Below are 23522 nucleotides of genomic sequence, written 5' to 3' on the forward strand. Positions count from 1 at the left end.
GACGCGGCCGCACGGCCGAAGGTCGTTCGGGCGAGGACAGTGCCCGTCCAGCATACCCACCACCGGTGACGACCCGCCTGGATCAGGGTGCGGCGACACACTCCGGCGCCGCCCTCCACCCTGCACGACGTACGGCACGCACGTGCTGCCCCGAAGGGGCGCGGATGCGAAGGCGTCGTGAACATCGACGATCGACGGGCCCGGGAGGATCCCGAAGCCTGATATGAGGTAGGTCACAAGCCCGCACGGGTCACGGGCGCGAAGCTCCCCCGCTCCCGACGGACACGCAGCGTGTCCGCCCGGCGCCACCTCCAGGCCGGACCTACCCGGGGGTACCCATGTAGCCCGCGGGCACGTACGATTTCGGGGAAGTGCTCACGGCACCCCTGTCCCCTGGTTCGCCGTGCCCACCCACGGCACACCGGAACGGCTCACCGTCCGGCTCCCACGCGGGTGAAGGGGCGCGTACTGTGGTGCATCGAACCGAAGGCCCGTGCGGTTCCTCCCCAATTCACGTGCAGACACCAGGAGGTCGAGGTCCCCAGCGGATGAACGCCGTCTCTCCGATCTGCCTCGTCGACCTCGCGCCCGCGCTGCGGTGGTCGAAGTCGCCGGATGTGGCACCCCTGCTCCACCACGACCGCCTGATCGACGGCTGGTGGCACTCGCTGCCGGTCGCACGCGTCCTGGACATCGCGGGCCCGCCCTGGCTCGCCCACGGTATCGCCCGCCTGGCGCTGGAGCAGTGGGCGCACGTCCCCCTGGCCGAGTTCCTGCCGAACCTGCGCACACAGCCGGTGAGCTGCGACGACCTCTCCGAGCCCGTCCGCGGCGCGGTCGTCGCCACCGCCGGGGACTGGGAGCGCCTCATCTCCGCCAGCCCCCAGGAGATCAGCGAGTGGCGGTTCCCCGGCTGCGGCGCCATGGACGTGGTGAGCACGGTGGCCTGGCGTTCACTGCGGCCCTGCTGCGAGCTGCCCTCGGGACCCACGCCCTCCCCCGCGCTGATGATGGAGGCCGTGCGCACCATCGCCCACTGGCTGCCCGACTCCGCTCCCGAACACGTGCGCAACGCGCTGGACTACCTCAACGCCGCCACGGGCGCCGACCGCGACGCGGGGGCCTCCGAGGGCGCCGGGTCCGACCCGACGCCGCCGCAGACCCCGGCGACCCGCGCGATCCGCACCCTGCGGGCCCTGCGCGCCCGGCGTGGCGAGAACCAGGAGTCCGAGCCCGGGACCGGGGCCGACGACCAGTCGGTGGCCCCCACCGCCATGGTCAGCTCCGCGGCGATGATCCCCAGCTCCGCCCTGAGCTCCGAGGCGGTGGGCGGCGACGGCGCCCAGGCCAACGGCACGGGCGACCTGCGTTCGCAGTTCCGCAGCTCCCTGCTGGGCCCCGGACGCACACTGCGCCGCCCCAGCTTCGGCCCGCCCAAGGCGACACGCCCCGACCACGTGGAGGAGCGGCCCCCCACCCCCGCGCTGGGCCAGCACCCGCTGGTGGACCTGGTCGAGGAGATGTTCCGCTCCTGGCCCGAACTGGAGCGCACCGTCGCCGCCGAGCGCCTGTTCGCGACCGACCCCATCAGCATCCGCGTGCTCTCGGAGCAGATCGCGGTGGACGTCACCGAGATCCGCGCCGCCCAGCGCAAGGTCGAGGAGCGCCTGCTGCACTGGCTCAACGCGCCCGAGGGCGCGGCGATCACCAAGCACATGCGCGAGCTGTCCGAGCAGCTGGGCTCGGCCACCACCATCGACCGGCTGATCAACGCCCACCCCGACCACCCGGTGGACGTGCCCACCCTGCACACGCCCCTGTGGCGGGTGATCATCACCCTGTTCACGGACCGGCGCATGCACAACGGCTGGCTGATCGCCGACGACCCCAACCGGTTGCGCTGGCAGACCCGCGAGCTGCTGGGCGACACGCCCAGCGTGACCGAGGCCGGTATCCGGCTGGGCCGGATCGGCATCCGCCAGCAGGAGCTGCGCGCCTGGCTGCTGAGCACCCCCGGGGTGAGCCTGAGGGACGGGCACGTGTTCGTGGACCCGTCGGTTCCCATGGAGGTGCCCACGGGCCACGCGGGCCACACCGCTCCGGAGGATCCGGGGGCCACCACCGAGAACGGACTGCCGATACGCCGGCGCATGGACGGGCAGCAGCCGTCCGCGGCCGACCCCGAGCCCGAGCCGGCCCACCAGCAAAGACCCGTGTACGACCAGGGCCCCTCCTTCGGCACCGCGGCCCTGGACCCGCACCACGTCGTTCCGCTCGGACCGGCGCCCGGACAGGCCCACGGCGCTCCGCCCGGAGTACCGGCCGCGCACACCGCTCCGGCTCCCCCGCCCTCACGGCCCGGTGCGAGTGACTCCGCCATGTCGGCCCGCTGCTTCCGCGCACCCGACGGACGCTGGTGGCACCGCGTCGACATCACCGCCGACCACCTCAACGGCGCCCCCGTGGCCGTTCCCGACGGCTACGCCACCCACCTGGGCCTGCAACCCGGGCGCCTGCTGTGCCTGACCGCGCCGGGGGCCGACCTGCTGGTGCTGGTCTGGCGCGACCAGCCCGCGTTCGACTCCCTGCGCCCCCTGCTGCGCCGCCAGGCCGCACAGCCCGGCGACCGCATGTTCATCACGGTGGCCGGCGACCGCCTGGACGCGCGCAAACTGCCCGCCACCGACCTGAGCCGCTACTCCCCCGCCGCACGGGCCCTGCACCTGAGCGGGTACACCGCTCCCGCCTCCACCGACGAGGCCCTGCGGATCCTCTCCCGCCGCATCACCGACAACGACGACGAGTCCTTCGCCGATCCGCAGTCGCTGATCGACCTGCTGACCCTGCGCGGTGACAACGACATCGCGGCGGAGCTGCGCTCGGGCCTGTTCGCCACGCACTAGGCGGTGTCTCCCTGAGGCTCCGCCGCGCTTCGCCTCGCGCCCGGACGCCGAAGGTACGGGAACCCCGTCGGCGCCCGGGCGGACACGGGGTCCGCCGGTGTTCGGGTCCTTCGCGGCGAACCCCCTACCGGAGGACCCCGCTCACCCCACGACCACGGCGGGCCCCTCACACCGGCCTGCGCGGCAGGCCCGGGGCCCTGTGCCGGGGCGTGGACGACGGGCGTCAGAGTGGGTTCAGGCGGGCCTTGAGCAGGCAGAACTCGTTGCCTTCGGGGTCGGCCAGGACGTGCCACTGCTCCTGCCCCGTCTGGCCGATGTCGGCCGGGCGGGCACCGAGCCGCAGAAGGCGTTCGAGCTCGGCGTCCTGGTCGCGGTCGGTGGCGTTGACGTCGATGTGCAGCCGGGTCTTCCCCGGTTCCGGCTCGTCCCTGCGGCTGAGGATGATCGTCGGCTGCGGGCCGCCGAACCCCTCGCGCGGCCCGACCTCCACCATTTCGCCGTCCTCGCGGTCGAGTACCACGAAGTCCAGGACCTCGCACCAGAACCGCGCCAGCGCCTCGGGGTCGCGGCAACCGAGTACGAGTTCACTGATACGGCATGCCATGGACGAAACCTGCTCTCAGTTCGGGGGATGCCGGGAAGGCCGCACGCGAGTCCCATGGGCTCCCGGCAGTGGGAACGACCCCGCGATCGTAGTGGACGGGGCGGGCACCGGTGAAGTGGTTTCGGAGCCGCCCCGGTCCGGGCGGGGGCGGCCGGGCGGGGGCGTCGGCCGCTCAGCGGGGAGGCCGGCTTCGGGCCACGGCCCCGGAGTCCGGGCCCGTCACCGTGCCCTCAGGGCGCGCGCCAGGCGCCGCACCCCCAGGGTCACCTCCTGGGCTCCCGAGGTTCCGGCGAAGCCGAGCCGCAGGTGCGGCGCGGTCGGCTCGGCCGGGAAGTAGGCCCGCCCCGGAGCCACGGCCACACCCTCGCGCAGCGCCGCCGCCGCGGTCTCCGACTCGTCGCTCCCTTCGGGCAGGCGCAGCCACAGGTGGTAGCCGCCCCGCCGGGAGACGGGCTGCTCCAGGTGGGGAAGCTCGCGCACCAGGGCGTCGGTCATGGCGGTGCGCCGCTCGGTCAGGCCCGCGGCCACGGCGCGCAGGTGCCGGGGCCAGGCCGGGGAGCCCACGAGTTCCAGGGCGGCCTCCTGGAGCGGGCGCGCAACGAAGAAGCTGTCCACGACCTGGATGGCGCGCAGGCGGCGCAGGACCGGTCCCCGGGCGGCGAGCGCCCCCACCCGCAGGCTCGGGGAGGTGACCTTGGTCAGTGAGCACGCGTGCACGACGGTGCCGTGCTCGTCCTCCGACGCCAGGGTGGGCGGCAGCGGCGCGGCGTCGGTGTGGGCGAGGCGGCGGGCGAAGTCGTCCTCCACGACGAACGCGTTCGCGGCGCGGGCGATGCGCAGGACCTCCGCGCGCCGGTGCGGGGCGAGCACGGCCCCGGTGGGGTTGTGAAAGAGCGGCTGGCACAGGAGCAGGCGTGCTCCGGTGGCCGCGAAGGCGTCCTCCAGCAGGTCGGTACGCAGCCCGTCGGCGTCGACGGGGACGGGGACCGGCCGCACTCCGCAGGCACGGGCCGCGGCCAGCAGGCCGGGGTAGGTGGGCGACTCCACCAGGGCGGAGGAGCCGGGCGGCGCCAGCGCCCGCAGGGCCGTGGTCAGAGAGCTCTGGCCCCCGCCGGTGACCAGGACGTCGGCGGCGTCGAGGGGGCCGGAGGGGCCGGCGATCTCACGGGCGAACCAGCCGCGCAGCTCCTCCAGGCCCTCGACCGGCGGCTGCGCCCACACTCCCGGGCGGCGGGCCGCGCCCGCCAGTGCGCTCGCGAGCGCGCGTTCGGGCCGAAGCGACGCGTGCAGGTAGCCGCCGTGGAGGCCGGTCACCCCGGGCAGGGGCACGGAGAGCGTGGCCAGGACACCGGTGTCGTCGACGGAGCGGGGCAGGCCCTCCCCCGGTGCGGTGGCCGGTTCGGCGCTCAGAGCGACTTCCTGCCAGGAGGTGTCCTCGGGTGCGCGCGCGGGCCGTTCGTTCCGGGCCCGGAAGGATCCGGCACCGGGCCGGGTGACGAGGAAGCCCTCCGCGGCGAGCCGGGCGACGGCACGGGAGACCGTCACCGGACTCACGCCGTATTGCTCCACCAGGGACCGGCTGGAGGGCAGCTTCTCTCCGGGTGGATAGCGGTCGAACGCCATACGCAGCCGATCGCGAAGATCTGCGACGCTGCTATTCTTTTTCATGAGAGCAAAGAATAGCGCTACCGTCACGGACCGGGTAGCGGTGCGCGACGGAGGCCTGTGGGCCGCGCTGGGCGTCCTGGCCTTCTCCCTCACCTTTCCCGCGACCCTGTGGTCCCTCGACGGCTTCGGCCCCTGGACGTCCACGGCCCTGCGCTGTTCACTGGCCGGGCTGGTCGCCGCCGGGTGCCTGTACGCGGCCCGCGCCCCCCGACCGGCCCCGGCCCTGGTCCCCGCGCTGCTCGTGGTGGCGTCCGGGTGCGTGGTCGCCTTCCCGCTGTTCACCGCGATGGCCCTGCGGACGACGTCGGCCGGGAACGCGGCCGTGGTGGTCGGCGCCCTGCCGTTGGCCACGGCCGCCTACTCGTCCGTGCGCACGGGCACGCGCCACTCCCCCCTGTTCTGGGCGGCGGCGGTCACGGGGGCCGCCGCCGTCATCGCGTTCACCCTCGCGCGGACCGGCGGCGCGCTCGGCGTGGGCGACCTGTACCTGTTCGCGGCGCTGGCCGGGGCGGCGGCCGGCTACGCCGAGGGCGGGCGGCTCGCGAGCGGCGTGCCGGGCTGGCAGGTGATCTCCTGGGCACTGGTGCTGTCACTGCCGCTGACGCTGCCCCTGTCAGCCGTCGCGCTCGCCCTGGAGCCCGTCCACGTGACACCGGCGGCGCTGACGGGCCTGGCCTACCTGGCCCTGGTGAGCCAGTTCGGCGGGTTCGTGGCCTGGTACCGCGGCATGGGCCTGATCGGCGTGGTGCGGGCCAGCCAGTTGCAGTTGGCCCAGCCCCTGCTGACCCTGGCCTGGGCCGCGCTGCTGCTCGGCGAGCACCTGTCCCCCGCCGCCCCGCCCACCGCGGCCGTGGTCCTCGTCTGCGTGGTGGTCACGCAGCGGGCCCGGCGAACCGGCCTGTGACGCGCCCGAGCGCCGTCCGGTTCGGCGGTCGCTCCGATCCTCCACTGCCGGTTGTGGCCAGGCCGAGGCCACAGGTGGACGTGATTCGGTCGGCCGCTGCGGGGCGCGGAGACACCGCCGGCGGGAACGCCGTCCCCCATCTGTGTCGCGTGGTGCTCCAGAGAGACGGGTAGTCGGCTACGCGGCCGAGGGCACGACGTCAACCGCCGAAGAACCGTTTTCCCTTTTATATCCTGACCGAATTTCGGCCTGCGTGTGTGCGACGGACATTCCCGAAAATGCGCCCTAATGTGAGGGCGAATACATCCGGGGAATCGCATCCCTCACACCGACCACGAGGTGAACATGCACGGACGCCGCGCCGAAGCCGTCGAGAAGCGCACCGAGATCGCCGAACAGACCCTCTCCGGAGCCATCCCCACCCACGGCGGAAACGGTGAGGAAACGGACTACCCCTTTGTCGCCAACTACTCCAAGGGGCTCCCGCACGACGAGGTCGGCGAGGTCGACCCCGAGGCCTACAACCTCATGGTCCGCGCCCTCCAGAGCGGGGACTGGGACGATTTCGAGCGCATTCCGCTGGGCGGCGACAAAGCCCTGGGGACCGACGGCCCCCGGCAGCGGAAGCTGACCAACCCGCAGGCCGGACTCGCCTACGACGTGGAGGGGCCCGACGCCCAGCAGATCGCCGTTCCCCCGGCCCCGCGTATCGACGGCGCCCAGAATTCCGCGGAAATGGGAGAGCTCTACTGGATGGCGCTGTGCCGGGACGTGGGCTTCACGGAATTCGACACCCATCCCCTGGCGGAGGCGGCCGCGGCCGACCTGACCGAATCCTTCTCCGACTTCCGCGGCCCCAAGGAGGACGGCCGCGTCACGCCCGCGACGCTGTTCCGCGGCTGCACCGCCGGGGACCTCACCGGGCCGTACCTGTCCCAGTTCCTGCTCCTGGACATCCCCTACGGCACCCTGCGCGTCCAACAGCGCCATGACACGGTCCCCGCCGAGGTGGACCACGTGTGCGACTTCGACACCTGGCTCGCGGTCCAGCGGGGGGTGGAGCAGCCGGAGGAGGACCGCGACGCCGACGACCGCCGCTACATCCGCAACCCGCGGGACCTGGCGCACTACGTGCACCACGACGCGCTCTACCAGGCCTACCTCAACGCCACGCTCATCCTGCTCGGCCGCGGGGTCCCCTTCGACGGGGGCAACCCCTACCACCACTCCGACAACCAGAGCGGGCTCGGCACCTACGGCGGACCGCACCTCCTGAGCCTGGTCCCCGAGGTCGCCACCCGCGCCCTCAAGGCCGCCTGGTTCCAGAAGTGGAACGTGCACCGCCGGCTGCGCCCGGAGGCCTTCGGCGGCCGTGTCCACGCCCACCTGGACGACTCCGTGCCGGCGGACTACCCCATGATCGACGAGGAGGTCCTCCGGTCCCGGGCGCTGGAGGAGACCCAGCGCCGGTGGGGTTCGTCCCTGTTGCCGCAGGCCTTCCCCGAGGGCTCACCCACGCACCCCTCCTACGTCGCGGGCCACGCCACGGTCGCCGGAGCCTGCGTGACCGTCCTCAAGGCCTGGTTCGACACCTCGGCGGTGCTGGAGGACCCCGTGGTGCCCGACGCCAGGGGCAAGCGGCTGGTCCCCCACACCGGGGACGCGGCGCTGACCGTGGGCGGGGAGCTGGACAAGGTCGCCGCGAACATCTCCCTCGGCCGGAACATGGCGGGCGTGCACTGGCGTACCGACCACACGGCCTCGGTGCGGCTGGGCGAGGAGATCGCCATCCGGATCCTGCGTGAGCAGGTACGGCTGGGCAACGAGTCCGCCCACTTCACCCTGCGCCGCTTCGACGGCACCTCGATCACCATCTGACCCACCGGGAACGCGGGCGGGCCGGGACTCGAAAAGTCCCGGCCCGCCCGCGTGTGCGTACCGCGTCAGACGTTGAAGCCCAGCATGCGCAGCTGGTCACGCCCGTCGTCGGTGATCTTGTCCGGACCCCACGGCGGCATCCAGACCCAGTTGATCTTGACTTCGCGCCCGAACTCGTCCAGGGCGCTGTTGGCCTGGTCCTCGATGACGTCGGTCAGGGGGCACGCCGCGCTGGTCAGGGTCATGTCCAGCGTGATGGTCGTGTCGTCGGCGTTCACCCCGTACAGCAGACCCAGGTCGACGACGTTCACGCCCAGCTCGGGGTCGATCACGTCCTTGAGCGCCTCGCCGATCTCCTCGGCCAGCGCCTCCTCCTCCGGGGAGAGGGGAGTGGCCTCGGCGGCCTCGGTCGTTGTCGTCTCGTTCTCGCTCATCAGACGGTCTCCTTCTCCAGCGACTGGGACACCGCGTCCTTCCAGGCCATCCACCCCAGCAGGGCGCACTTGATCCGTGCGGGGTACTTGGACACGCCGACGAACGCCACGGCGTCCTCCAGCACGTCCTCGTCGGGCTCGCCCCTGCCCCTGGAGTGCATCAGCTCCGTGAAGGCGTCCAGGGTCGTCATACCCTCGGCGACGGTCCTGCCGATGAGCAGGTCGGTCAGCACCGAGGTGCTGGCCTGGCTGATCGAGCAGCCCATCCCGTCGTAGGAGACGTCGCTGACGACGGCCTTGTCGTCGAGGACGTCGGCGCCCTCGGCGGGGGCCAGCGTCACGCGGAGCGTCACCTCGTCCCCGCAGGTGGGGTTGATGTGGTGGGCCTCGGCGTTGTGCGGGTCCCGAAGGCCCTTGTGGTGCGGATTGCGGTAGTGGTCCAGGATGATCTCCTGGTACATCGCGTCCAACTGCATGGTCGTCCTCGCTCTAGGGCCGGGTTCCGAAGAACTTCTGCGCGGCCCTGATGGCCTCCACGAGCGCGTCCACGTCCTCCGGCGTGTTGTAGAGGTAGAAGGACGCACGCGTGGTCGCGACGATACCCAGCTTGCGGTGTAGCGGCCAGGCGCAGTGGTGGCCCACGCGGACCTCCACGCCCTGGTCGTCGAGCACCTGGCCCACGTCGTGCGGATGGATGTCGTCCACCACGAAGGAGACCGCGCCGCCGCGGTCCACCGCCTCGGTCGGGCCGACGATCCGCACGCCCTCGATCGCGCCGACGCGTTCGAGGGCGTACCCGGTGAGCGCGTGCTCGTGCTCGGCCAGCCGGTCCATGCCCACCTCGGACAGGTAGTCACAGGCCGCGGCCAGGCCGACGGCCTGGGGCGCCATCGGCACCCCGGCCTCGAACCGCTGGGGCGGGTCGGCCCACGTGGAGTACTCCATGTGGACCACACCGATCATGGAGCCGCCGGTGATGAACGGCGGGATGGCCTCCAGCAGTTCCCGGCGCCCCCACAGCACCCCGATCCCGTTGGGACCGAGCATCTTGTGCCCGGAGAAGACCAGGAAGTCCACGCCCAGCCCGGTCACGTCGACCGGCATGTGCGGAACCGACTGGCAGGCGTCCAGCACCGTCAGCGCACCGACCTCGCGGGCCCGCTCGACCAGGGGCCGGACCGGGTTCACGGTGCCCAGCACGTTGGACTGGTGGCTGAACGCCACCACCTTGGTGCGCTCGTTGACCAGGTTCCCGATGTCGGAGAGGTCCAGACGGCCCTCCTCGGTCACCGGGAACCAGCGCAGCGTCGCACCCGTGCGCTGGCACAGCTGCTGCCAGGGCACCAGGTTGGCGTGGTGCTCCATCTCGGTCACCACGACCTCGTCGCCGGGCCCGACCTGGAAGCGGCGCAGCTCCTCGTCGGCCGTCGCTGAGTTGCTCAGCGCGTAGGCCACCAGGTTGACGCCCTCGGTGGCGTTCTTGGTGAACACCACCTCTCCGGCGTCGGCCCCGATGAACCGGGCGATGGTCTCCCGGGCCGCCTCGTAGGCGTCGGTCGCCTCCTCCGCGAGCTGGTGCGCGCCGCGGTGCACCGCCGCGTTGTGGTGTTCGTAGAACTCACGCTCGGCGTCGAGCACCTGACGGGGCTTCTGTGAGGTGGCACCGGAGTCGAGGTACACCAGCGGCCGTCCGTCGCGGACGGTCCGGGAGAGGATCGGGAAGTCCTCCCGGATCGCCGCGACGTCAAGCAGGCCCGTCCCGGCCCGGCCGAACTCGCGGACTGTGGTCATGGCTTACGCGCCCGCCTTCACGAAACGCTCGTAGCCCTCGGCCTCCAGCACGTCGGCCAGCTCGGCGCCGCCGGACTCGGCGATGCGGCCGCCCGCGAAGACGTGCACGAAGTCGGGCTTCACGTAGTTGAGGATCCGGGTGTAGTGGGTGATGAGCATGACGCCCATCTCGCCACCCTCCTTGGCGCGGTTGACGCCCTCGGAGACGATCTTGAGCGCGTCGACGTCCAGGCCGGAGTCGGTCTCGTCCAGGATGGCGACCTTGGGCTTGAGCAGCTCCAGCTGAAGGATCTCGTGGCGCTTCTTCTCACCGCCGGAGAAGCCCTCGTTGACGCCGCGGGCGGCGAAGGCCGAGTCGATGGCCAGGTTCTTCATCGCGCCCTGCAGTTCCTTGGAGAACTGGCGGAGCTTGGGAGCCTCGCCGCGCACGGCGGTGACCGAGCTGCGCAGGAAGTTGGACATGGACACGCCCGGAACCTCGACCGGGTACTGCATGGCCAGGAACACCCCGGCGCGGGCACGCTCGTCGACGCTCATCTCCAGGATGTTCTCGCCGTCGACCAGGACCTCGCCCTCGGTGATCTGGTAGCGCGGGTGGCCCGCGATCGCGTAGGCGAGGGTGGACTTGCCCGAGCCGTTGGGGCCCATGATGGCGTGGGTCTCACCGGAGTTGATGGTGAGGTCGACGCCCTTGAGGATCTCCTGCCGACCGTCCTCACCGATGAGGACGTCGGCGCGCAGACCGCGGATTTCGAATTTCGTCATTTCAGGCCTCAGGAATTCTTCTCATCCAGCGACACGAGCACGTCGTCGCCTTCGATCTTCACGTCGTAGGTGGGGACCGGCTGGGTCGCGGGCGGGTTGATCGGCGCCCCCGACCCCAGGTCGAAGCACGAGCCGTGCAGCCAGCACTCGATGGTGCCGTCCTCGACCTCGCCCTCGGACAGGCGGACCTCGGCGTGCGAGCACACGTCCCGCACGGCGTAGACCTCGCCCTCACTGCGAATCAGAGCAATGGGTGTCTCGTCGTCGGTCTCGACTCCCAGGGCCCCCTCCTCGGGGATCTCCTTGAGTTCGGCGACCTTCACCCAGCGACCGGACTCACTCATGCTCGGCCAGCTTCCGCTCGACCTTGGCCATGATCTCCTCGCGCAGTCCCTCGACCGGGATCCGGCCGACGAGCTCCAGGAAGTAGCCGCGGATGACCAGGCGGCGGGCCTCGTCCTCCGGGATGCCCCGGGAGCGCAGGTAGAACAGGTGGATGTCGTCGAGGCGGCCGCTCGCGGAGGCGTGCCCGGCGCCCTCCACCTCACCGGTGAAGATCTCCAGGTTGGGCACCGAGTCCACACGCGTGTCGTCGGTGAGCTGGAGGTTGCGGTTGTGCTCGTAGGAGTCGGTACCGGTGGTGCCCTCGCCGATGATCACGTCACCGATCCAGACACCGTGGGCGCCCTTGCCGCTCAGCGCGCCCTTGTACTCCACCCGCGAGCGGGTGTTGGAGACGTTGTGGTCGATGAGCGAGCGGTGCTCGTGGTGCTGGCCGTCACCGGTGAAGTACAGGCCGTGCAGCTCGGCGTTGGCGCCGCGCCCCTTGTAGGCCACCTTCGGGGAGAGCCGGACCAGGTCGCCGCCCAGGGTGATCACGATCGACTTGAACGTGGCGTCCTTGGCGACCTGGGCGTTGTGCTGGGAGACGTCGACGGCGTCGTTGTCCCAGTCCTGGAGGCTGATCAGGGTCAGGCGCGCGCCCTCGCCGACGTGGACGTCCACGCTGCCCGCGCGCACGCCCGTGCCGGTCTGGTTGAGGACGACGACCACCTCGGCCAGCGGCTTGACCTCGATGACGAACTGGTCGAAGCGGGTGCCGCCCCGGGCCTCCCGGTCGATGGTCACCGGCCGCTCGGGGACGGCGCCCTGCGCGACGGTGACGACCGTGGCCTGCTCGAAGGAGCTGTAGGCCTGGGCGGTCACACGGTCGGCGGGGAAGCCGGCCGTGCCGAGCCGCTCGTCGTCGCGGCCGACCGTCTCGACGGTGACGCCCTCGGGGGCGTCGACCTCGACCTTGTCGGTGCCGTCCGCGACGGCCTTGCCGTTGTGCAGACCCTTGAGGCGGCGCAGCGGGGTGAAGCGCCACTCCTCCTCACGGCCGTTGGGAACGGGGAAGTCGTTCACGTCGAAGGACCCGTGGGTCGCCAACTTGGAGAACGGGATCTCCCCGAGGCCGTGGCTGTGGGCCTTGGGTTCGGTGCTCGGGCTGGTCAACTTAACCAACCGCTCCTTCCATCTGAAGCTCGATCAGCCGGTTCAGTTCCAGCGCGTACTCCATGGGCAGCTCGCGCGCGATGGGCTCGACGAACCCGCGCACGATCATGGCCATGGCCTCGTCCTCGTCCATACCCCGGCTCATCAGGTAGAAGAGCTGGTCCTCGCTGACCTTGGAGACGGTCGCCTCGTGCGCGAGCTCGGCGTCGTCCTCGCGCAGGTCGTTGTAGGGGTAGGTGTCCGAGCGGCTGATGGTGTCGATCAGCAGCGCGTCGCACTTGACGGAGGACTTGGCGTGGTCGGCACCCTCCTGGACCTGCACCAGTCCCCGGTAGGAGGCGCGGCCCCCGCCGCGTGCCACCGACTTGGAGATGATGTTGGAGGAGGTGTTGGGCGCGCAGTGCACCATCTTGGACCCGGTGTCCTGGTGCTGGCCCTCGCCCGCGAAGGCGATGGACAGGGTCTCGCCCTTGGCGTGCTCGCCCATCAGGTACACGGCCGGGTACTTCATGGTGACCTGGGAGCCGATGTTGCCGTCGATCCACTCCATGGTCGCGCCCTCTTCGGCGACGGCGCGCTTGGTGACCAGGTTGAAGACGTTGTTCGACCAGTTCTGGATGGTCGTGTAACGGCAGCGGGCGTTCTTCTTGACGATGATCTCGACGACCGCGGAGTGCAGCGAGTCCGACTTGTAGATCGGCGCGGTGCAGCCCTCGACGTAGTGGACGTAGGCGCCCTCGTCGACGATGATCAGGGTCCGCTCGAACTGGCCCATGTTCTCGGTGTTGATCCGGAAGTAGGCCTGCAGCGGGATCTCCACGTGCACGTTCTTGGGCACGTAGATGAAGGACCCGCCGCTCCACACGGAGGTGTTGAGCGCGGCGAACTTGTTGTCGCCGGGCGGGATCACCGAGCCGAAGTACTCCTCGAAGATCTCCGGGTGCTCCTTGAGGGCGGTGTCGGTGTCCATGAAGATGACGCCCTGCTCCTCCAGGTCCTCACGGATCTGGTGGTACACGACCTCGGACTCGTACTGCGCGGCGACACCGGAGACCAGGCGCTGCTTCTCCGCCTCGGGGATGCCGAGCTTGTCATAGGTGTTCTTGATGTCCTCGGGCAGTTCCTCCCAGGAGGTGGCCTGCTTCTCCGTGGACCGCACGAAGTACTTGATGTTGTCGAAGTCGATCCTGGACAGGTCCGCGCCCCAGTCGGGCATGGGCTTCTTGTCGAAGAGCCTGAGGGACTTGAGGCGGAGCTTGGTCATCCACTCCGGCTCGTCCTTCTTGGCGGAGATGTCGCGGACGACCTCTTCGTTGATGCCGCGACGGGCCGAGGCGCCGGCCACGTCGGAGTCGGACCAGCCGTACTCGTATGTTCCGATCCCCTCGAGCTCGGGATGCGCGATAGAAGTCATGCGCGGACTCCTCCTGGACTCAGACGTCCTGCTGGTGAACTGAGCCGTCCGCCGCCTGGCGAACGGCCTTGAACGCGGGGGTGCCGTCTTCCCCGCTCGCCACGTCGCCCCGCGGGGTGACGTGCGTGGTGCACACACCGTCGCCGTGGGCGATGGTGGCCAATCTGCGCACCGGGGTGCCCAGAAGCCGCGCGAAGGCCTCGATCTCGGCCTCACAGAGTTGCGGGAACTCCGCGGCCACGTGCGCGACGGGGCAGTGGTGCTGGCACAGTTGGTCGCCGCCTCCGGGTGCGGGCGCCTGGCCCGCGGTGGCGGCGTAGCCGTCGTTGGAGAGGGCCTCGGCCAGCAGCCGGACGCGTTGTTCGGCGGGAACCGCGTCCAGCATGGGCTTGTAGCGCCGCTCCAGGTCTGCTACCTGACTGCGGGCGAACTCGCCGACGGCCCCGGGTCCCGCCGTCTCGGCCAGGAAGCGGAGCGCGCTGGTGGCGAGGTCGTCGTAGGCGTGGACGAAGGCGTCGCGCCCGGCCTCGGTGATGGCGAAGACGCGCGCCGGACGGCCCCTGCGGCGGCGTTCGCCGCGGGGTCGCGCGTCGCGGGCCTCGACCATGCCCTCACTGGTCAGGTTGTCGAGGTGGCGGCGGATGGCCGCCGATGTGAGCCCGAGGCGCTCCCCCAGGGAGGAGGCGGTGATCGGGCCCTTCTCCAGGATGAGCCGGGCGACCCGGGCGCGGGTGCCGGTCTCGACGGCGCGGTCCGGTCCGGCCAGGGGTCGGGGCATACCTTCGGACACGGGCTTCCCCTCCCCTCCTCGAAACACGGCTCATGTTTTGACAACGTCAGTGTGGCCTAAATAAGTCCACCTAGGCAAACCCCGTCTCATGCCTTTTGTCACGAAGGCCAGCCTTGCCTAACAGCGGATTCACGCACGCGGCACACTCGGAGTGCAACCCCGGGCCGGGGCCGAACCATTCCGGGTGACCGCATGCTGGGACGGCGGTACCGGGATGCGGACCGACCGCGCGCCCCTCCCCACGGCCCGGCGGCGCCCGGTCCGGGGCGGTGAGCCGCTCCCCCGTGTCACACGTAGACTCAGGCCCCATGGACACAGCCGCGGTCGAGGTCGTCGACCTGGTCAAGCGCTACGGCACCACCACAGCGGTCACCGGCCTCACCTTCAGCGCGCGCCGGGGCGCGGTGACGGCACTGCTCGGACCCAACGGCGCGGGCAAGACCAGCACCATCGAGGTCTGCGAGGGCTTCCGCCGCGCCGACGGCGGGCGGGTCCGTGTACTGGGTCTGGACCCCGTCGCCGACGCCGCCGCCCTCAAGCCCCGCGTGGGGGTGATGCCCCAGTCCGGCGGGGTGCCCACCGGAGCCCGCGCCGCGGAGTGGCTGAGGCTGATGGCCTCCTTCCACGCGCGGCCGATCGACCCCCGCCTGCTGCTGGAGCGGCTCGGCCTGACCTCCGTGGCCGCCACTCCGTTCCGCCGCCTGTCCGGCGGCCAGCAGCAGCGCCTGTCACTGGCCTGCGCCGTGGTCGGGCGCCCCGAACTGGTCTTCCTGGACGAGCCGACCGCGGGGCTGGACCCGCAGGCCCGCATGGCCACCTGGGACCTGGTGACGGCCCTGCGCGGAGCGGGCGTGGCGGTGATCCTGACCACGCACCACATGGACGAGGCCGAGCGGTTGGCCGACCACGTGGTCGTCATCGACCACGGCGCCGTGGCCGCCGAGGGCACCCCGGCGGAGCTGACCGGGGGCCGCCGCGAGGTGTGCTTCTCCACGGACGCGGACGTGGACGCCGCGCGACTGGAGGCCGCCCTGCCCAGGGGCGGCCGGGTCGGCTCGCGGGACACCGCCGACGGCCGCCGCGAGTACACGGTCACCACCGAGGACCCCGACGCGCTCGACCCGGAGTTCCTGGCGGCGATCACCGCCTGGTGCGCCTCGTCCGGGGTGCTGGCCGAGGACCTGCGCGTGCGGCGGCGTACCCTCGAAGACGTCTTCCTCCAACTCACCGGCCGGGAACTGCGCGACCAGTAACGGGTTCTCCCGCCTGAAGGCGAGGGCTTTCGCCCACCGTGGTTGAGGGCCTGCCGTTACCAGCACCAGCCAACACCAGGGAGGTGACTCGTTGGCTACGTTTCACACAGGTGAGAAGACCCACCAGGCCGTGCTTCCTCAGCGGCCTGCTCTGGAATCCACGTCAGCAGACCACCCTGGGAACAGGGACGAAACGGGACGCGGAGGCCGCGCTCGCGTGGCACCCGGTGTGGAACATGTGCGAGGGGAGATGCCCGACGCCCCACCTGGCGTCGAGCACGTCACCCCCGTTCCCGCAAGGGACGGGGAGAGGGCCCGTGAGGGCCACCCACCCCGCAAGGGGACATCGCCCCGTCAAGGGCACAGGTGCGTGTTCGTCCTGGACGCCCACGGCACCCCGCTCCAACCCACCCACCCCGCCCGAGCCAGGAAACTCCTGGCCAAGGACCGGGCGGTCGTGGCCCGGCACACTCCGTTCGTCATCCGACTCAAGGACCGCACCACGGCGGGCTCCGAGATCGACGGGATCGAGGTCGGCGTCGACCCGGGATCCAAGCACACCGGGCTGGCGGTGTTCACCGCACAGGCAGGGCAGCGCCGGAGCCGCTACGCCCTTCAGCTCGACCACCGGGGCGACCAGATCACGAGGAGGATGCGCCAACGCGCCGCCTACAGAAAGGGACGCCGCTCTCGCAACCTGCGCTACCGCTCTCCCCGGTTCGACAACCGCACCCGCCCCGACGGGTGGCTGCCACCCTCACTCCGGCACCGGGTGGACACCACCCTGGCCTGGGTGGATCGTCTGGCCCGTTGGGCGCCGGTCCGTGCGGTACACGCCGAGCGGGTCGCCTTCGACACCCACGCCCTCAGCGCGGGGCGTTCGCTGGAGGGTGTGGAGTACCAGCACGGCACCCTGCACGGCTACGAGGTGCGCGAGTACCTGCTGGCCAAGTGGGGGCGCTCCTGCGCCTACTGCGGTGCCGCCGGCACCCCGCTCAACATCGACCACATCCACCCCCGCTCCAAAGGCGGCTCGAACCGGGTCGCCAACCTCGCTCCGGCCTGCATCCCGTGCAACCAGGCCAAGGACAACCGGCCCGTCGAGGAATTCGTGACCAGCCCTCGGACCCTGGCCCGAGTCCGGTCCCAGGCCAAGGCCCCGCTGCGCGACGCCGCCGCGGTCAACGCCACCCGGTGGGCGCTGTGGCGGGCCTTGGATGAGCGCCTGCCGACCCATGCGGCCTCGGGTGGGCGCACCAAGTGGAACCGCACCCGCAACAGGTTGCCCAAATCCCACACCCTGGACGCCCTGGCCGTCGGCAAGGTCGACGCCATCACCACGACCGTCTCCACGATTTTGGTCGTCGGCTGTAGTGGCCGTGGCTCCTACGCTCGCACACGCACCGACAGGTACGGGTTCCCCCGGTTGCGCCTCCCCAGGCGTAAGGCGTTCTTCGGATTCCAGACCGGGGACCTGGCCCGTGCGGTCGTGCCTTCTGGCAAGCACGCGGGAACGCACGCGGGCCGGGTGGCGGTACGCAGCAGTGGCGGCCACACCCTGCAAACCCCACACGGGCCCATCAAGACCTCATGGAAGAACCTACGTCTGCTCCAGCGGGCGGACGGTTACGGCTACAGCACGCAGAAGGAGGCAGGGGCTTTCTCTCCCGCCTGAAGGCGAGAAGTATCCGCCCCACGCACCAGATGACCGAGCACACCTTCACCGCATCCGCCGGGGCGGCCGCCGCGCCCGCGACCGGAGGCGACGACGTCTCGCTGTTCGCCCCCGCGCCCGGAGCCGCCCCGATGTGGCGGATGGTGGCCTCGCAGGCCGGCATGGAGCTCCGGGTGATGCTGCGCCACGGCGAGCAGTTCCTGCTGACCATGGTGATCCCGGTACTGCTGCTGGTGGGGTTCAGCCTCACCTCGGTGCTGGACGTGGGCGAGGGGCCCCGGGTGGACGCGCTCACGCCCGGTGTGCTGGCGCTGGCGGTGATGTCCACGTCGTTCACGGGCCTGGCCATCGGCACCGGTTTCGAGCGCCGCTACGGGGTGCTCAAGCGGCTGGGGGCGACCCCGCTGTCCCGTTTCGGGCTGCTGGCCGCCAAGACCCTGGCCGTGCTGGGCGTACAGGCGATCCAGGCGGTGGTGCTGTGCACGGTTGCGCTGGCGCTGGGCTGGTCGCCCTCGCCGACTCCGGGGAGCGTGCTGGCGGCGGTCGCGCTGGTGCTGCTGGCGACCGCCGCGTTCAGCTCGCTGGCCCTGCTGATGGCGGGCACGCTGCGGGCCGAGGCGACCCTGGCCGGGGCCAACCTGGTGTACGTGCTGATGCTGGGCCTGGGCGGGGTGCTGTTCCCGACCAGCGGCTTCCCCGGCCCGCTGGAGCAGGCGGCGTCGGTCCTGCCCGTCACCGCGCTCAGCTCGGGGCTGCGGGCGGTCCTGACCGAGGGCTCCCCTCCGAGCCCGGGCGCCTTCGCGGTACTGGCCGTGTGGGCCCTCGTCGGCGGCCTGCTGGCCAGCCGCCTCTTCCGCTGGGACTGACCACCGCCAGCAGGGCGGCGACGGCCAGGAGCGGCGCGGCCGCGACCGGGTAGACGGCGGCCGGGGACGTCCAGGCCACGAGCGCGCCGGCGGCGGCGCCCCCGGCCGAGGAGCCGGCGTTGAAGGCCGTGTTGACCCAGGTGCCCGCCCGGGTCCTGCGGTCGGCCTCCACCGCCTCGTCCGCCACCAGGTACGCCGTGGTCAGCAGTGGAGCGGTGCACGTCCCGACGACGAGGAGCACCGCGCACAGGGCGACCATCCCGGGCGCCGCGGCGGCCGCCGCCGTACCGGCCCCGAGTGCGGCGCCGAGCAGGAGCAGCCTGACACGCGGACGTGCCCGCCAGGCGGCCATGCCGTAGGCCAGGCCCCCCATGACACTGCCCGCGGCCTGTGCCGTCTCGGCCCACACCGCCAGGGCCGCACCGCCGTGCTGTTCGGCGAAGGCGACGTTGAGCAGGGCCACCGCGCCCAGGGCCAGCCCCGTGGCGGCGGAGAGGGCGACCGGGGCGAGGAGGGCGCCGAACGGCCGGCGGTGGGGCGTGCGCGGGGCCGGGGCGTCCCCCGCGGTGGCCGCCGGGGCGCGGCCCGCGCTCGTGGGCAGGGTGCGCGCGGGCGGTGAGAACGCCAGGAGCACGGTGCCGGACAGGGCCAGCGCCGCGGCGACGGCCAGGCCCAGCGCCGGCGGGGCGACCACGAGGAGTGCGCCGAGGACCAGCGGGCCGGCGAGGAGGACCAGCTCCTCGGCGACGGTGTCGAGGCTGTAGGCGCGCTGGAGCAGCTCCCGGTCCGCGACCATGTGGCTCCACAGGGTCCGCATCACGGGTCCGAGCGGCGGTGCGCACGCCCCGGCCGCCATGGCCAGGGCGGCCAGCGGCCCGGGGCCCGTACCGGGCGTCCAGGTGGCGACGGCCAGACAGGCCAGGCACAGGGCGTACACGGCCGCCATGGGGACCAGGGCGCGCCGGAGGCCGAAGCGGTCGATGAGCGCGGCGCGCGGCGGTGAGAGGACGGCGACGGCCAGCCCGAACAGGGCCATGGCCGCGCCCGCGGAGGCGTAGGAGCCGGTGGCGTCGGCGACGGCCAGGACCAGGGCCAGGAAGACGACGCCGGAGGACAGGCGGCCCAGCAGGGCGGAGGAGGAGCAGCGCAGGGCACCGGGGACCCGCAGCACGGCGCGGTAGGACGGTGCCCGGACGGGCGAGGACATGAGGGTGTTCCCGAAAGGAGGGGCGGCGCTCGGGCGCCGCGGACGTGCGTGGACACCGAAGGGGCCGCCCGCGGTTCGCGGCGGCGGCCGGGTGTTCGGGCGCTCACGGGGCGCTGGAGGCGCTGGAGGCGGGGCGACAGGCGCCGCGGCCACCGACCGTCGTTCGAGGGCGGTGGCGGGCGACGGCGTGGGTACGAGCCGTCTCACCGTAGGCGCCGGGGGTTCCCGTTCTTCGGGCGCTCGGACACGGGCCGAAGCGAAGCGGAAGGCCCGGAACAGCACTGTCTACGCACGGGGGTGGAACATGCGGCCCACGCTAACAGAGGCCCCGCCTTCGGGGCGGGGCCGGCGCACGGGCACGGATCCGGGGCGGACGCCTTCTTCGCCGGGGGAGCCCCGCCCGCCTCCGTCCCGCGGCGCGGGTTCTAGCATCGGACCATGTTCGACGTCGACGCGGTGACCGCCATCCTCCACGAAGCGGTGGAGGAGGTGATCCTCCCCCGCTTCCGGGCCCTGGCCGAGGGCCAGGTCATGGAGAAGTCGCCCGGGGAGATCGTCACCGTGGCCGACCGCGAGGCCGAGGAGCTCATCAGCGGCCGGCTCCGCGCGGTCGTCGACGCGCCGGTGGTGGGCGAGGAGGCCGCCTCGGACGACCCCTCGCTGCCGCGCGCGCTGAACGAGGAGCCCGTCGCCTGGCTGGTCGATCCGCTGGACGGCACGAGGAACTTCGTGAACGGCCGCCCCGAGTACGCGGTGATGGCGGCCCTGGTACGCGGGGGCGAGACCGTCGCCGCGTGGATCGTGCAGCCCTGCGCCCGGCGTGTCTACGTCGCGGAGCGGGGTTCGGGCACCTGGCGGGACGGGGTGCGTGTGCGCCGGAGCCCGGCCCCCGCATCCCCGGCCGACATGCGCGGTGCCGTACTGACCCGCTTCTTCGGCCCCGACGCACGGCGGCGGATGGAGGAGGAGGCGCCCCGGTTCGCCTCGGTCGGGCCGGGCGCGTACTGCGCCGGGGTGGACTACCCCCGCCTCGTCGAGGGCGAGCTGGACTTCGTGCTCTTCCACCGGACCCTGCCCTGGGACCACGCCCCCGGCTCGCTGATGCTGGCCGAGGCGGGCGGGGTGTCCCTGCGTCCGGACGGAAGCGCGTACCGCCCCGGAGACGGCGCCGTCGGACTGCTCAACGCCGCCGACGAGGCGTGCTGGAAGACCGTGCGCTCCCTGCTGGTGGGCTGAGCCGGTCGACCGAGCCGGTCGACCGGCTCCGGGTGCGCCCGCGGCGGAGCGCGCGGGACGGGCTCAGCCCACGGGCAGCAGCCGCCACTGCTGGTGGGCGTGCCCGCCGTCGGGCGCCTGGACGACCCGGGTGCCGTTGTCCGGGGCCCCGCCCTGTCCCCCCAGGGCCTGGCCGGTGGCGCGGTTGACCAGGCGGACGATGCCCGGGCCGACCTCGATCGCGGTCCAGTGCTGGTTGGGCGATCCGGTGCGTGTGAGCAGCGCCGCCCCCGGCTGGGCGGCGGGGTCGGCGGGGATCTCCAGGAGCTTGCCGCTGCCGACGCCCTCGATCTCGTAGAGGCCCCCCTCGACGGGGACGAACCGCCACTGCTGGTTGGTGTCGTCGTGGCGGTCCCAGAGGTGGACGGGGGCGCCGTTGGCGGTGGACTTGTTGACGACGTCCATGACCCGGCCGCCGTGCACGCTCTGGAGGGCGTAGACGAGTGCGGGGTCCAGCCCCGCCGGATGGACGACCGGCTCCTCCGTCTCCTCCTCGGCCGGTGTCCCGGTCTCTTCGGGAGCACCGGGCGGCTGGGCGAGGAGTCCCGACTGCACGCGCATGTCCGGCCCCTCGGCCTCCGCGCCCTCGGCCATGAGCAGGCCTCCGGCGTAGCCGCCGATGACGGCGACCAGGAGCAGCGCCAGGGCTCCGGCGACGAGAGGCCAACGGGGTACGTACCGTTCGTGGGCGCGGGGGGCACGGCGTCGGGACATGTGAGGGACTCCAGCGGGCTACGGGGTGGGGGGCGTGGAACGTCCGCGTCCACGGCCACGGACCATTTCACACCACTTGGCCTGTTTTGCGCATGCTCACCCTCTGTCGCCCACAGTGGACTCGGTAGTGTCCGACCATGGAAGCGATCGGAATCCCGTGGTTCATGGCGGTCCGACACCTCGGCCCCCCGCTGCTCCTGCTCGCCGTGGGCGGCGCGCTGCTGGTGTGGCGGCGGCCGGCACGGCCCGGGCTGGTGTGGGCCGCGCTGGGGACGAACCTGGGCGCCGCGGCCCTGCCGTACCTGTGGATCGGACTGCAACTCCTCACCGACCAGGCGGAGCGGACGGTGTACGGGCTGGTCCTGACACTGGTACAGCCCGGTGTGGCGACGGTCGCCTGGCTACTGCTGCTGGCCGCGGCCCTCACCCAGGGGGCGGACGGAAGCGGCCGGGGCGGGGAGGGCGCGGTCGGCGGGAGCGGGAAGGCGGAGAGGACGCACGAAAACATAGGATGATTTCCCATGAGCACCCCGGACCGCCACCAGGCTCCCCTGTCCCCGCGGCGCGCGGCGGAGGCGGTGTCCCCGGTCTGGCTGGTGCTGGTCGGCATCGTCTCGGTGCAGACCGGCGCGGGGGTGGCCAAGAACCTGTTCGACGCGCTTCCCCCGGCGGCGGTCGTGTGGCTGCGGCTGCTGACCTCCGCGGTGCTCCTGCTCCTGGTGGCGCGGCCGGTGCTCCGCGCGCGCTCACGCGCCGACTGGCTGGTGGTGATCGGCTACGGCACCGCTCTGGCGATGATGAACTTCCTCATCTACCAGGCCTTCGCGAGGATTCCGCTGGGGATCGCCGTCACCATCGAGTACCTGGGGCCGCTGGCCATCGCGATCCTGGGTTCGCGGCGCCGGATCGACCTGCTGTGGGCGGGCATGGCCGGGCTGGGCGTGGTCGCGCTGGGGCTGGAGTCGGGGTCGATGGACCCGCTCGGCATCGTGTTCGCTGTGCTGGCCGCGGCCGCGTGGGCGGGGTACATCCTGCTCAGCGCGGCGACGGGCCAGCGGTTCAGCGGCACGTCCGGACTGGCGATCGCCAGTGTGGTCGGCGTGGTGGTCATGGCCCCGATGGGCGTCGCCCAGGGCGGCGCGGCCCTGCTGGACTGGCGCCTGCTGCTGTTCGGCCTGGTGGTCGGCGTACTGTCCTCGGTGGTGCCGTACACGCTGGAGCTGAACGCCCTGCGCCGCATGCCGCCGCGTGTGTTCGGTGTGTTGATGAGCCTGCAGCCCGCCGCCGCGGCGCTCGTGGGCCTGGTGCTGCTGGGTGAGCTGCTGACCGTGTGGCAGTGGTTCGCGGTGGCGTGCGTGATCGCTGCCAGCGCGGGCTCCACGCGCACCTCGGCCGGGCACGGCGACGACGGGCGGGAGGCCGACGAGGCCTCCGCGCGGTCCCCGTCCGAGGACCCCCGCGACCGCTGAGGCGGGCGCCCGCGGGACATCCCGCCACATACGGCACGAAGAGCGGCGACACCGGTGGCGACCTGGGATGCTCTGTCCGGAAACCACGGATGAAACCCGGATGGGCACTCTGTGTTTCCGAACAGGCACAAATGGTTATCTGTCCTGGTGGGTCGGCCAAACGGTTCGACCACCGCATTCGAAGGGGGAGCCATGCGCACCACCGCCAAACTGATGATGACCGCTCTGTTCACCGCCGGCCTGCTCGGTATGGGGGTCGGCACCGCCTCCGCCAGTGGTGGCGGCGACTACGAGGCGTGCGTGGATCAGCAGAACGCCCTCGGGTTGATCAACCTGGACCTGAACCTGCTCGCCCAGTGCATCGCGACCGGCGACAACTAGTCGGTCCGGGGGCGCCCATCCGTGGGCGCCCCCT

Annotated in this window: 21 protein-coding genes and 1 pseudogene; 10 read left to right on the forward strand and 12 right to left on the reverse strand. The window is 72.1% G+C overall.

From position 1 onward, the window contains the following. The first annotated feature begins 548 nt into the window (after nucleotides 1-548). Complete coding sequence (locus NOSIN_RS12790) at nucleotides 549-2903, forward strand: hypothetical protein (protein ID WP_077690957.1); 2355 nt, start codon at nucleotides 549-551, stop codon at nucleotides 2901-2903. Between the two features lie 223 nt (nucleotides 2904-3126). Here NOSIN_RS12790 and NOSIN_RS12795 read toward each other — a convergent pair whose 3' ends face one another. Together NOSIN_RS12795 and NOSIN_RS12800 are read right to left on the reverse strand one after the other, a co-directional pair. Next, nucleotides 3127-3507, reverse strand: coding sequence for a VOC family protein (locus tag NOSIN_RS12795; protein ID WP_077690958.1), 381 nt, complete (start codon nucleotides 3505-3507; stop codon nucleotides 3127-3129). A gap of 219 nt (nucleotides 3508-3726) precedes the next feature. Beyond that, the gene (locus NOSIN_RS12800; protein WP_077690959.1) at nucleotides 3727-5175 is read right to left on the reverse strand and encodes an aminotransferase-like domain-containing protein; all 1449 of its coding nucleotides are present in this window, start codon (nucleotides 5173-5175) and stop codon (nucleotides 3727-3729) included. On the opposite strand from NOSIN_RS12800, the gene NOSIN_RS12805 reads away from it, so the two are divergent. Together NOSIN_RS12805 and NOSIN_RS12810 are read left to right on the forward strand one after the other, a co-directional pair. Further along, nucleotides 5174-6079: a DMT family transporter gene (locus NOSIN_RS12805; RefSeq protein WP_077690960.1), complete on the forward strand. Its 906-nt coding sequence runs from the start codon at nucleotides 5174-5176 to the stop codon at nucleotides 6077-6079. The two genes, NOSIN_RS12800 and NOSIN_RS12805, sit on opposite strands and share 2 nt — an antisense overlap. Nucleotides 6080-6424: 345 nt before the next feature. Further along, nucleotides 6425-7957, forward strand: coding sequence for a vanadium-dependent haloperoxidase (locus NOSIN_RS12810; protein WP_216349813.1), 1533 nt, complete (start codon nucleotides 6425-6427; stop codon nucleotides 7955-7957). A gap of 65 nt (nucleotides 7958-8022) precedes the next feature. On the opposite strand, the gene NOSIN_RS12815 is transcribed toward NOSIN_RS12810, so the two are convergent. The 8 genes from NOSIN_RS12815 to NOSIN_RS12850 are packed head-to-tail and all read right to left on the reverse strand — an operon-like array spanning nucleotide 8023 to nucleotide 14636. Continuing rightward, nucleotides 8023-8391, reverse strand: a complete 369-nt coding sequence (locus tag NOSIN_RS12815; protein ID WP_077690961.1) for a metal-sulfur cluster assembly factor — start codon at nucleotides 8389-8391, stop codon at nucleotides 8023-8025. After that, nucleotides 8391-8867, reverse strand: coding sequence for a Fe-S cluster assembly sulfur transfer protein SufU (sufU, locus tag NOSIN_RS12820; RefSeq protein ID WP_077690962.1), 477 nt, complete (start codon nucleotides 8865-8867; stop codon nucleotides 8391-8393). The genes NOSIN_RS12815 and sufU overlap by 1 nt, the downstream gene beginning before the upstream one ends. A gap of 13 nt (nucleotides 8868-8880) precedes the next feature. After that, entirely contained in the window at nucleotides 8881-10182 is a 1302-nt protein-coding gene (locus tag NOSIN_RS12825; RefSeq protein ID WP_077690963.1) for a cysteine desulfurase, read from the reverse strand. 3 nt (nucleotides 10183-10185) lie between these two features. Continuing rightward, the gene (gene sufC, locus NOSIN_RS12830; RefSeq protein ID WP_077690964.1) at nucleotides 10186-10947 is read right to left on the reverse strand and encodes a Fe-S cluster assembly ATPase SufC; all 762 of its coding nucleotides are present in this window, start codon (nucleotides 10945-10947) and stop codon (nucleotides 10186-10188) included. Nucleotides 10948-10955: 8 nt separating this feature from the next. After that, nucleotides 10956-11291 (reverse strand): non-heme iron oxygenase ferredoxin subunit, encoded by a 336-nt coding sequence (locus NOSIN_RS12835; protein WP_077690965.1) that lies wholly within the window; start codon nucleotides 11289-11291, stop codon nucleotides 10956-10958. Continuing rightward, the gene (gene sufD, locus NOSIN_RS12840) at nucleotides 11284-12444 is read right to left on the reverse strand and encodes a Fe-S cluster assembly protein SufD (protein ID WP_077690966.1); all 1161 of its coding nucleotides are present in this window, start codon (nucleotides 12442-12444) and stop codon (nucleotides 11284-11286) included. Before sufD ends, NOSIN_RS12835 begins: the two co-directional genes overlap by 8 nt. Before the next feature lies 1 nt (nucleotide 12445). After that, nucleotides 12446-13858 (reverse strand): Fe-S cluster assembly protein SufB, encoded by a 1413-nt coding sequence (gene sufB, locus NOSIN_RS12845; protein ID WP_077690967.1) that lies wholly within the window; start codon nucleotides 13856-13858, stop codon nucleotides 12446-12448. A gap of 19 nt (nucleotides 13859-13877) precedes the next feature. Beyond that, nucleotides 13878-14636: a helix-turn-helix transcriptional regulator gene (locus tag NOSIN_RS12850; protein ID WP_171986661.1), complete on the reverse strand. Its 759-nt coding sequence runs from the start codon at nucleotides 14634-14636 to the stop codon at nucleotides 13878-13880. A gap of 320 nt (nucleotides 14637-14956) precedes the next feature. On the opposite strand from NOSIN_RS12850, the gene NOSIN_RS12855 reads away from it, so the two are divergent. From NOSIN_RS12855 to NOSIN_RS12865, 3 genes are all read left to right on the forward strand, one after another. Next, nucleotides 14957-15901, forward strand: coding sequence for an ABC transporter ATP-binding protein (locus tag NOSIN_RS12855; protein ID WP_077690969.1), 945 nt, complete (start codon nucleotides 14957-14959; stop codon nucleotides 15899-15901). 370 nt (nucleotides 15902-16271) lie between these two features. Then, the gene (iscB, locus tag NOSIN_RS12860) at nucleotides 16272-17576 is read left to right on the forward strand and encodes an RNA-guided endonuclease IscB (protein WP_077690970.1); all 1305 of its coding nucleotides are present in this window, start codon (nucleotides 16272-16274) and stop codon (nucleotides 17574-17576) included. 29 nt (nucleotides 17577-17605) lie between these two features. Then, the gene (locus tag NOSIN_RS12865; protein WP_077690971.1) at nucleotides 17606-18442 is read left to right on the forward strand and encodes an ABC transporter permease; all 837 of its coding nucleotides are present in this window, start codon (nucleotides 17606-17608) and stop codon (nucleotides 18440-18442) included. A gap of 484 nt (nucleotides 18443-18926) precedes the next feature. Here the strand turns inward: NOSIN_RS12865 and NOSIN_RS12870 are convergent. Next, nucleotides 18927-19649: pseudogene (locus tag NOSIN_RS12870) on the reverse strand (MFS transporter); the annotation flags it as partial. A 438-nt stretch (nucleotides 19650-20087) separates the two neighbouring features. Between NOSIN_RS12870 and NOSIN_RS12875 the strand changes: the two are divergent. Next, complete coding sequence (locus NOSIN_RS12875; RefSeq protein WP_077690972.1) at nucleotides 20088-20885, forward strand: inositol monophosphatase family protein; 798 nt, start codon at nucleotides 20088-20090, stop codon at nucleotides 20883-20885. Between the two features lie 63 nt (nucleotides 20886-20948). On the opposite strand, the gene NOSIN_RS12880 is transcribed toward NOSIN_RS12875, so the two are convergent. Continuing rightward, nucleotides 20949-21638: an RICIN domain-containing protein gene (locus tag NOSIN_RS12880; protein ID WP_077690973.1), complete on the reverse strand. Its 690-nt coding sequence runs from the start codon at nucleotides 21636-21638 to the stop codon at nucleotides 20949-20951. Nucleotides 21639-21775: 137 nt separating this feature from the next. On the opposite strand from NOSIN_RS12880, the gene NOSIN_RS12885 reads away from it, so the two are divergent. From NOSIN_RS12885 to NOSIN_RS12895, 3 genes are all read left to right on the forward strand, one after another. After that, nucleotides 21776-22153 carry a hypothetical protein gene (locus NOSIN_RS12885; protein ID WP_077690974.1) on the forward strand — a complete coding sequence of 126 codons (378 nt, stop codon included), beginning with the start codon at nucleotides 21776-21778 and terminating at the stop codon, nucleotides 22151-22153. 6 nt (nucleotides 22154-22159) lie between these two features. Continuing rightward, nucleotides 22160-23107, forward strand: coding sequence for an EamA family transporter (locus NOSIN_RS12890; protein ID WP_077690975.1), 948 nt, complete (start codon nucleotides 22160-22162; stop codon nucleotides 23105-23107). A gap of 192 nt (nucleotides 23108-23299) precedes the next feature. Continuing rightward, entirely contained in the window at nucleotides 23300-23488 is a 189-nt protein-coding gene (locus NOSIN_RS12895) for a hypothetical protein (RefSeq protein WP_077690976.1), read from the forward strand. The last annotated feature ends 34 nt before the right edge of the window (nucleotides 23489-23522 follow it).

Origin of the sequence: Nocardiopsis sinuspersici, from assembly GCF_001998325.1 — a bacterium.
Classification (GTDB): Bacteria; Actinomycetota; Actinomycetes; order Streptosporangiales; family Streptosporangiaceae; genus Nocardiopsis; species Nocardiopsis sinuspersici.

What these genes read in the sequence shown, in the direction of transcription:
- sufB (WP_077690967.1), bottom strand. Translation starts at nt 13,858, where the DNA reads ATGACTTCTATCGCGCATCCCGAGCTCGAGGGGATCGGAACATACGAG.
- NOSIN_RS12795 (WP_077690958.1), bottom strand. Translation starts at nt 3,507, where the DNA reads ATGGCATGCCGTATCAGTGAACTCGTACTCGGTTGCCGCGACCCCGAG.
- NOSIN_RS12895 (WP_077690976.1), top strand. Translation starts at nt 23,300, where the DNA reads ATGCGCACCACCGCCAAACTGATGATGACCGCTCTGTTCACCGCCGGC.
- NOSIN_RS12855 (WP_077690969.1), top strand. Translation starts at nt 14,957, where the DNA reads ATGGACACAGCCGCGGTCGAGGTCGTCGACCTGGTCAAGCGCTACGGC.
- NOSIN_RS12875 (WP_077690972.1), top strand. Translation starts at nt 20,088, where the DNA reads ATGTTCGACGTCGACGCGGTGACCGCCATCCTCCACGAAGCGGTGGAG.
- NOSIN_RS12805 (WP_077690960.1), top strand. Translation starts at nt 5,174, where the DNA reads ATGAGAGCAAAGAATAGCGCTACCGTCACGGACCGGGTAGCGGTGCGC.
- NOSIN_RS12880 (WP_077690973.1), bottom strand. Translation starts at nt 21,638, where the DNA reads ATGTCCCGACGCCGTGCCCCCCGCGCCCACGAACGGTACGTACCCCGT.
- NOSIN_RS12835 (WP_077690965.1), bottom strand. Translation starts at nt 11,291, where the DNA reads ATGAGTGAGTCCGGTCGCTGGGTGAAGGTCGCCGAACTCAAGGAGATC.
- NOSIN_RS12825 (WP_077690963.1), bottom strand. Translation starts at nt 10,182, where the DNA reads ATGACCACAGTCCGCGAGTTCGGCCGGGCCGGGACGGGCCTGCTTGAC.
- NOSIN_RS12800 (WP_077690959.1), bottom strand. Translation starts at nt 5,175, where the DNA reads ATGAAAAAGAATAGCAGCGTCGCAGATCTTCGCGATCGGCTGCGTATG.
- sufU (WP_077690962.1), bottom strand. Translation starts at nt 8,867, where the DNA reads ATGCAGTTGGACGCGATGTACCAGGAGATCATCCTGGACCACTACCGC.
- NOSIN_RS12865 (WP_077690971.1), top strand. Translation starts at nt 17,606, where the DNA reads ATGACCGAGCACACCTTCACCGCATCCGCCGGGGCGGCCGCCGCGCCC.
- NOSIN_RS12815 (WP_077690961.1), bottom strand. Translation starts at nt 8,391, where the DNA reads ATGAGCGAGAACGAGACGACAACGACCGAGGCCGCCGAGGCCACTCCC.
- NOSIN_RS12810 (WP_216349813.1), top strand. Translation starts at nt 6,425, where the DNA reads ATGCACGGACGCCGCGCCGAAGCCGTCGAGAAGCGCACCGAGATCGCC.
- NOSIN_RS12850 (WP_171986661.1), bottom strand. Translation starts at nt 14,636, where the DNA reads ATGCCCCGACCCCTGGCCGGACCGGACCGCGCCGTCGAGACCGGCACC.
- NOSIN_RS12790 (WP_077690957.1), top strand. Translation starts at nt 549, where the DNA reads ATGAACGCCGTCTCTCCGATCTGCCTCGTCGACCTCGCGCCCGCGCTG.
- sufC (WP_077690964.1), bottom strand. Translation starts at nt 10,947, where the DNA reads ATGACGAAATTCGAAATCCGCGGTCTGCGCGCCGACGTCCTCATCGGT.
- NOSIN_RS12885 (WP_077690974.1), top strand. Translation starts at nt 21,776, where the DNA reads ATGGAAGCGATCGGAATCCCGTGGTTCATGGCGGTCCGACACCTCGGC.
- NOSIN_RS12890 (WP_077690975.1), top strand. Translation starts at nt 22,160, where the DNA reads ATGAGCACCCCGGACCGCCACCAGGCTCCCCTGTCCCCGCGGCGCGCG.